Genomic DNA, 8,460 nt, shown 5'->3' on the forward strand with positions numbered 1-8,460 from the left:
TTCAAACTTTCTAAATGACTAGCTTCCAATTGGACCCCATTTAGTGTCTAATTGATTATATGACACCATTTAGTGTCCTGTCAACAACATTTTTAAACTCCACATATGTGTTTCAACTATTGATTTTATGCCATTTGGCTCCTTGATTACATGTTAAAAAGCCTCGGCGCGATAATGCCGAAGCTTTATGATCATGACTCAGTTTTGGTGGGCATCAGGACTGCTTGATTAATCTCATTCGGCTCTAGATAGTAGAGTAAAGGGCTGGGGATCCCAGCCCCTCCTCATCAAACCGTACGTGCAGTTTTCCCGCATACGGCTTTCCGACGTTCTTCATCCAGGGCAGTACGGTTTTTCCATGTGCATAATGTTTTCAGTCCTGTACGTTGAAGCAGAAAATGCATCTCTGACCAATTCCGCTTGCGCTTCCTGTGTTTGTTATTCCAGAACTGTCTCAATCTCCTCAGGATGTACCAATCCACTTTCGCAAGGAAACGGTTTGCCATACTTCGATCCACATCCAGATGAGCGTAGAAGTTACGCCATCCTTGGATCATAGGATTCAGTAGATCGACCATCAACTTTAACTGCCAGTTTAACCGGCCTCTGGATGCCGTTTCTTCCTTCACACGAGTGCGCATCTTCTTCATTGCTTTCTTCGCTGGAAAGCTTCGTAGTCGATACTTTGTCCCGTTTTTATGGAGGTAAGGCATCTTCCGATGATGAAAGCCAAGGAAGTCGAACCCGTCCTGGTTCTTCCAAAGACACACTAGCTTTGATTTGGACGTGTTCATGGTCAATTCCAGTTTCCCAAAGATCGCTTTAAGGGTCTGGATCGACTCGAGCGCCTGCGGTTTGTATCGACACAGAATGACAAGATCGTCGGCATACCTTATTAGCTTTCCGAGATGAGAAAACCGTTTTTCCCATATCGTATCGAGGTAGTTAAGATAGATGTTGGCCAGAAGAGGAGATATTACACCGCCTTGTGGGCTTCCGATTTCCGTTTTGTGCCATAAGCCATCCTTCATTACACCTGCTTCAAGCCACTGTCTAATTAACTTCAGTATGCGCCTGTCGCAGATGCGTTCTTCGACCAGTTTCATCAGCTTACTGTGGGAGATATTATCGAAGTAGCCTGTTATATCTACGTCGACCACCCAGTTGATGACGCCCCAATTGATGCTTTCCCGGATGCTCTTTATAGCGTGGTGAGCCGACCGTTTGGGGCGAAATCCGTAAGAGCAATCTTTAAAATCTGATTCGAATATACCTTCGATCACCAGTTTGGTTGCCATCTGAACAGTCCGGTCACGGACTGTTGGAATACCCAAGGGACGTGTCTTTCCGTCCGGCTTCGGAATCTCTTTCCGTTTGACCGGAGAAGGTCGGTATTCCCCATTCATTAGCTGTTGCCTGATCTCTTCGATGAAGGATTCTTCGCCAATCTCTCGGACGATGAATTCGATTGATTGTCCATCGATGCCGGCACTTCCACGATTGGTTTTCACTCTTCTCCATGCTTCTTGCAGGATATCTTTCCGGAATACTTTGTCGTACAGCGCATGAAACTTACGCTTTGGGTTCTCCTTAGCCGCAAGATAGAGGGTATTTTGGAGTTGTCGAGCGTTTTCATTGGTGGCGTTAGCCGTGTATTCGGCATTCACTTGCTCTTACCTCCTTGATATCCCGTAAACGAAGTGGGGTATTGCCTTTCGGCGCCCTTCCCTCCCCGGGGTTATGTTGTCCGCCGGATCATTGGTAGTATGGCCCCCTCCGACTCCCTTCCCGCAGCTCGCCATTTCACCTTTGGGGCTTATAGGTTTGCTTGTTACGAAAAAAAAACTTCGTGCGGGGGAGGGTCTCCCTAGTTCCAAACACAACTGTCTCTGCATGCCGATCCCTTTACACCGGAGGGTTCTTTTGCGCTGCATTCCAAGATCTTTGCGCGTTCCATGGCCTTCGCCGGGGCAGTCGTGGCTCGGCTCCCTCTTGTCCCTCTCGGGTTCAGTTTCACGATGCGGTAGGATTCATTTTCATTACGGCCTGCAGATTTGCTTCATCGCGCGAGGCGCGACTTTTCACAGGGCTTCAGTCGCCGGATTTCGCCGACGTCTGCCTGCTAGCTACGGGGCGGCTTGGTCCTTACCCCGACTGAACTTGCATCAGTAAGTTGTGCCTAGCTTGGCTAGGCGCGCACTGCCCGTTACTTCAATAGACATGAAGGCAGCCGATCGTGTGCCGGCTGCCTTCATGTCTTAATTGAACTATCGTTTTCCGTTAGGTTAATGCCTGATCAGCAAGAATATGAAATAATAAGCTCTTTTGTACATGCATCCTATTCTCAGCTTGTTGATAGATAATTGAGTTTTCAGATTCGATCAAGTCCTCTTCTATCTCAAAGTCAGGATGAATTGGCATGTCGTGCATGATATAAGGTGAATATCCCTCTAGATTATTCTTGTTTAACTGAAAAGGCATCATCACTTGAATCCTTCTATTTTTCTCCACTTGATAATCCGGATTTTGGAAATATTCCATATCAACCCAAGTGTCCGTATAAATAAAATCAGTTCTACTAACAGCGTCAGACAGACTCTTCAGATTTTCAATATAACCACTCTGATACGCATTCTCCATAAGTTCTTCATCCCAAGAAGCTTCATTAATTATCGGGGTTACCAATAGAAGCTTAATGCCCAATGTAACACAACCTGCAATAAGTGAATTCGCAACATTATTATGAATTCCTACATAAGTAACGGTCACTCCTGAGAAAGATCCATTTACTTCGTATATAGTCATCAAATCAGCAAGTGCCTGACAGGGGTGATATTTATCACAACAACCATTTATAACTGGAACATTGGAGTTATTTGCTAATTCAAGTAAGTCAGAGTGTTTTTTTAGCCTTGCCATAATTACATCGCAGTTCCTTGATGCGTAACGGGCTTCATACTTTATCGGTGAAAGGCTAAAATTACTCGAATCCCAGTCCATTGTTACTGCATAACCGCCCATTTGATTAATACCGGACTGAAAGGACAAATTGGTTCTAGTGGAAGTCTTTTGAAATAGCATTAATAGGCCTTCTCTTACAAGCTTGATAAAAATCTTCAGGATTCTTTTTTATTTCAATCCCTTTATGAATTATTGACAACAAAGTATCCTTATCGATTTCTTTTAAAGATAACAAATGATAATTCAATGTTTTCACCGCTTTCGTATTTTTATACATAATTTCGTATATTAATACATTTTATTGCGGTATATATAGACTGTCAAGAGTTCCGTTATCCTGCCCGTTAGCGGAATAGGCCACCGAATTTATCACCGGCGGCCTGCTAGATCTTGTTATGAAGCTATCGTTCCTCGTTAGTTTAATCAAAGTGGATTAGAATTTGTTTCAAACTCCTTGGATAGCCCATTTTATGTATCCAAATATATAGAATAACACTACAGATGTAGAAATAATTAGAGCAGAAACTGGAATTACTCGTTTACTGATTTTGAACATACCAATTATGCTAAAAAATAAATTTAATATTACAATAAAAGCTGTATACCTTAGCCCATTAGCTGTTAATTGGAGAAATGGCTTACCTGTAGCTAAACTATATATCATTGAAAATATTATTGTAGTTGTAAGTAGTAGTAACACAAAGCTTAAAGTAAAATGTTTTCCATTCATCCCCACACCCCGATTCATATTTCAATGCCACAGTTTCGCAAATAAAAAACCTCATTAATATAGATGCTTTAAACAATGCGCTTGTTATGCATATTTGCCCGTTACTTGAATTAAAACAGGGAGCAGCTGCCACGGCACTCTTCTCCCTGTTTATTGTGCTATAGTACCCGTTAGCTCAGGAATAGGATTTCTCCGCAGTAGTTATATATCGTTAGGCTTCACTTGATTTGTACTTTTCAGAATCATTGACTTTTTCTTTGGATCATATCTGAAGTGATAGACGTTAATGAAATCCTGTCCCGCCCCATAACCGCCAGTCACGATAAATTCTCCGTTGGCAACTTTGAATGGATGGTGCGGCAATTGGCTTATAGAAGCCCAATTCACTCCAGGTTTTATCTCAAGCGATATCGGAAAAGCCTTCCCATCACTTACTCCGAAAAGGTAAGTTTCGAGACCATGACAATCGGTATAACGAGGAACATAAGCAAATATATCAGTATCTTCAAGGGTAATTGGCTGCATGATGACTGGTGAGTCATTTTGTTGTACAATTTCGAAGTCAATTGGAAATGTACTAATTGGGGTTGCAATTCCCTCAGATTTGGATTCCCATACCACCTCATAGTCTCCTGACCAATGGAGATCAGTCTCCACCCCATAACAGCTAGGTGCCCCCAAAGGGGCTACGCTCCCTTTGTTCGCAGGTTTGACGAGTAGTCGCCCATCCGAATGCGTACCTATTGCTCTGATTGAGTCATCTTCTTTCGCTAAGTTTGCCTCTGTGGCTGGCGGAGACGATACTGGCGTTGAGCTGGGAGGAGACTCAGATGCTGCAGGCATTGGGGGAAGGGACGATACAGACGTATATGCACCATTTCCCCTGTCCCCACATCCTATGAGCATAAGGACGAGCAATAATATCCCCAGTGGGATAACGTTTTTCATTCTGATAGTCTCCTTTAGCGGCTGGACGCGTTCGATTTATTTTTGCTTTACTTCATTTCCAACTTTTGATAAGTTAAATTGCCAGTATCAAAAGCCCAACTTTTTAAAAATAATTTGATGTCCGAAATAGTCTTTTTATCTTCTAGGGTTCTTATCTTTTTCGTTAATGGCGAGAAAACATAAATTTTCGCCATAGCACGTCGATGATCTACCACATTCCATACATGTTCTCCGCTAGTGAACTGCCCGAGATAAATCGCCCGATCTTCTGAACGCCAAAAAGTACTATTGTTAGTATCCACAAAAAATGGAATTTCTGGAGCGGTGCAGCAAGAATAAGTTCTTACTCTGGCTCTGGTTGATGATGTTAGATCCTCCAGCTTAGTAGGCATCAGTGTCTTCTGAACTCCCGTTAAAAGGCTCATTAATTTATAGTTAACCTTCGTTTTTTGGTCATCCTCTGGCCGGCTTCGATCGATTTCATAATATTGAATAACTGCGGCTTGTTGTTCAGGAATCCAGCCTACTAGCTCGAGATGAACCTTAGGGTCATTTGTTTCAGCCTGCTGAACTATTTTCCCGGTCGGATCATTTATGGTTAGGCTTTGCGGTGCTAAAATGTCGTTTTCTCCACCAGATAAAAAATCTTCTGGTTTATCATCGTTTGCAAAATGACGAACTGTATAGCGACTATCGGGACTCCAGTATAAACCAAGCTCAATTCTACCCAACGAATTCGGGGCATAGATCAATTGGCCTTGAAGGTTGTATAGTTTTCCGTGATACCAGAATAAATTGCCGTCCGGTGATGGGAATAATGCAAATCGAGGCCATGTATTTTTGAACTTCTCTTCCAGTTTAATTACATTATGATTTAATAGATCGAACACCCATGTAGTTCCGTCCTTGAAGCTGTTTATGACAAGCTTTTCTTTTTTATCGTTTAACCAGCCCGGCATATAAAAGTCAGGAGACACATTGTCCGGCTGATTATTAAAAAGTACTTCCTTTCCCCCGCTATATACATTCATTTTTTCAATATTGTAGGTTGTTGGTGTATCCTGATCTCCATGAATCGCAGCATAAATGATATGTTCTTGATCTATAAAGCCGAGAACCTGGGTTATAGAATCTGTAGAATATGAATCCGTTGTATATCCATTCATTAAGGTGTAGATTTGAACTTCTTTCGTTTCTGGTTTAATAAGTACTAGGTCTTTACGAATCCATGCGTCATTCGCTGTACTCTGATCCATCCTTCTGACAACATGTAAAACAGCATCACCTCGTGGCGTAGGTAATGTTTGCATCACATAAAATCCAAATGTTTCGTCGTGATCAATACGAAATCCTTCCTTTGTGCTAGTCAAAGTTATTTCAAGGTTTTTTGAAGCTAACGAAGATACCTTTTGTTCATTTTTAACGGGAGGTTCAGAAGTATTAGATACGCTAGTAGGCGTTGATGGATTCATTACCTCAGATGAGGAGACGGGAGTAGGAGTGGTCATTCCATTGGGTGTATAAGTTGCTGATGGTGCTGTGCTCGGAGTATTTTTGCATCCTGTGACAAACAGTACTCCAGATATACTCGATATGAGGACTAAAATTAACCAGATCCGTGACACCCAGAACACATCCTTTTTCTACTGTGTACTTAAGAAAGAACGAATTTGATTCCTTATTATTCCAATTATAATACTTAGACGTTTTAATGGTTGTCTTTGTTTCGAAAATATCCACTGACTTTGATTTGTCGCATTAAAAATACCCCCTGTAGTGGAGGTATTATGGTTTTCCATATGTAACAAACGTATATTGGCATTAATACTGTTAATAAACCGGCAGTAAGCGCTTCGGATTAGTTGAAAAATATAGACTGACAGATCTTACTTAGATCGCGTTATACTGCCCGTTACTTTAATGGTGGAATGAAAAAAAGAGCTGCTTCAATGCAACTCCTGTACTATCGTTACCCTTTAGTTTAAAAGTCGCAATCTTAAAATCATTAAGTCTTCATCGAAATACTGTTCATCAAACTTCAATGCATGTGGTTCTATACCGTAAACTTCAAACCCCAGCGAGACATATAAGCGTTTTGCTGATTTGTTATTAGACACAACCGTCAAATGAATCTGTTCCAACCCTTCACATTCTTTTGTTGCTCTTTCAATCAAGGCTAATAGAAGGGCTTTACCTACCCCCCGTCCTCGAAATTGAGGCTCTACGTACATACCGTAAATGTTTCCTTTATGTGCCGTCTTAAGCCTGTTTTCACGTGAAAAATTGACAATGCCAACTAATGTGTTACTTTCGTCAAAACATCCCAATGTAAATTGATCTTTTGTATGGTGTATCCTTTCTATAATGTGCCCCAGTGGTTTAGTTTCTTCTTGCTCATACGTTGATCCAAATGCATCGGGGTCATTTTTCAATGCACGCAACCTTACTTCTCTATACACTTGGGCATCAGAGTCATTCAACAGACGAATGTTCATTAGTCACTTCCGATCATTTATCAATTTGTTCTAAATAAAACTTGCGGATAAACAATTCCACACGATTTGCTCCTGTTCAACCATGCAGGTATTATAAAATCAGTTTACCATTTCCCCTTGCTCTAACAATGTACAAAATAATTATAGCTAAGCTATGCTGCCCGTTACTTGAATGAACAAAAAAAGGAGCTGCCGCGACAAGCTCCTTCACTATCGTTCTCCGTGGGTGTAATGGTTTATCACCAGTCCTTTTACCTGTGACACGGATGGTTGAATATCTTCTTTCCTAATAATCACAGAGCCCGTTGCATATTTCGAATGTCACGCCAAGTGATTAATCGTATTTCTTCTTTATCTAATAACTTGATGATCTCTTTATCCTTGAAAACATCAAATTCAAATCGACGCATCTTCCATGTGTTAGTAATCGATTTAAGTTCTTCTGTGTCCATGGATGGATGAAACGGCAATTCAGTAATCCCTGGTCTTAATTCTCTAATACATTGAATCGTTGCCTCTTTGGTTGAATCGTAGGTTGGTTCTACCTCTTCAATCGGTGAAAAAAAGGGAAGAAACATAACGTGATCGGGTAAAAGTATCCCTTTTTCTTCCGCGTGCTTTACAAGTTGTTCATTATGGGGAATGTTCAATTTAGGATGAGCATGTTTTGGATATCTTAAGGGAAGATTGTACGCCTGACAAAGCTCCAAGAGTATATCAGTTACATGATTCATACTACCCATGTGATTATCGATATTCGTCGGATCAATGCCCATTTTGATTGCCAATTCAATTTGTGCCACTGCTTCTTCTCGTAGCTCTTCTGGGTCGACTTCAGCTATAACCGTAGCTGTGTTTGACGGAAAATATCCATACTGATCCTTTAGTGTTGACAAATCCCTTCTTAATGGTCCCCATTTATAGTGCTCCCACTCGCTTGTATGGGTGATATGGATACCTACATCTATTTGCGGATTTTGTCTGACAAAAGACGCAGCCTCGGTAACCCAAGGACATGTCATCATGATGCTTGCTGAAGTAATATAACCTTCTTTCAGTAAGGTACCAATCGCCCGATTTGTAGAATGACACATACCGAAATCATCAGCATTAATGATTAGTAACCGATCTTTGGACATATAGCTGTTGCCTCCTTAAATAATATCAGTCATATTCGCACAAAACGACAGTCTGCTTCAATTTTACCATTTAATACCTATTCAAAACAGCTGATATTACTATTTCAACATAACTACCCGTCCCACGGTTGAGCAAAGGCAGCCTATCATCTTGCCGGCTGCCTTCATGCTTAATTGATTAAACTAT

At 41.3% G+C, this 8,460-nt stretch carries 7 protein-coding genes; all 7 read right to left on the reverse strand.

What is annotated here, in order from left to right:
- Nucleotides 1–287 precede the first annotated feature (287 nt).
- Entirely contained in the window at nt 288–1,667 is a 1,380-nt protein-coding gene (ltrA, locus tag GC098_RS36400; protein ID WP_171649215.1) for a group II intron reverse transcriptase/maturase, read from the reverse strand.
- Nucleotides 1,668–2,280: 613 nt separating this feature from the next.
- On the reverse strand, nt 2,281–3,081 hold the full coding sequence (locus GC098_RS36405) for a Rossmann-fold NAD(P)-binding domain-containing protein (protein WP_171649216.1): 801 nt from the start codon (nt 3,079–3,081) through the stop codon (nt 2,281–2,283).
- A 325-nt stretch (nt 3,082–3,406) separates the two neighbouring features.
- A complete protein-coding gene (locus tag GC098_RS36410; protein ID WP_171649217.1) occupies nt 3,407–3,709 on the reverse strand; it encodes a hypothetical protein in 303 nt (100 codons plus the stop codon).
- A 183-nt stretch (nt 3,710–3,892) separates the two neighbouring features.
- Complete coding sequence (locus GC098_RS36415; protein ID WP_171649218.1) at nt 3,893–4,639, reverse strand: hypothetical protein; 747 nt, start codon at nt 4,637–4,639, stop codon at nt 3,893–3,895.
- Nucleotides 4,640–4,686: 47 nt separating this feature from the next.
- A complete protein-coding gene (locus GC098_RS36420) occupies nt 4,687–6,264 on the reverse strand; it encodes a hypothetical protein (protein WP_171649219.1) in 1,578 nt (525 codons plus the stop codon).
- 351 nt (nt 6,265–6,615) lie between these two features.
- Nucleotides 6,616–7,134, reverse strand: a complete 519-nt coding sequence (locus tag GC098_RS36425; protein WP_171649220.1) for a GNAT family N-acetyltransferase — start codon at nt 7,132–7,134, stop codon at nt 6,616–6,618.
- 293 nt (nt 7,135–7,427) lie between these two features.
- A complete protein-coding gene (locus GC098_RS36430; RefSeq protein ID WP_171649221.1) occupies nt 7,428–8,273 on the reverse strand; it encodes a polysaccharide deacetylase family protein in 846 nt (281 codons plus the stop codon).
- Nucleotides 8,274–8,460: the final 187 nt, after the last annotated feature.

This window comes from Paenibacillus phytorum (assembly GCF_013141715.1).
Lineage (GTDB): Bacteria > Bacillota > Bacilli > Paenibacillales > NBRC-103111 > Paenibacillus_E > Paenibacillus_E phytorum.

Excerpts from the sequence above, each read along its gene's own strand:
- GC098_RS36425 (WP_171649220.1), bottom strand. The coding sequence starts at position 7,134 with ATGAACATTCGTCTGTTGAATGACTCTGATGCCCAAGTGTATAGAGAA.
- GC098_RS36415 (WP_171649218.1), bottom strand. The coding sequence starts at position 4,639 with ATGAAAAACGTTATCCCACTGGGGATATTATTGCTCGTCCTTATGCTC.
- GC098_RS36430 (WP_171649221.1), bottom strand. The coding sequence starts at position 8,273 with ATGTCCAAAGATCGGTTACTAATCATTAATGCTGATGATTTCGGTATG.
- GC098_RS36410 (WP_171649217.1), bottom strand. The coding sequence starts at position 3,709 with ATGAATCGGGGTGTGGGGATGAATGGAAAACATTTTACTTTAAGCTTT.
- GC098_RS36405 (WP_171649216.1), bottom strand. The coding sequence starts at position 3,081 with ATGCTATTTCAAAAGACTTCCACTAGAACCAATTTGTCCTTTCAGTCC.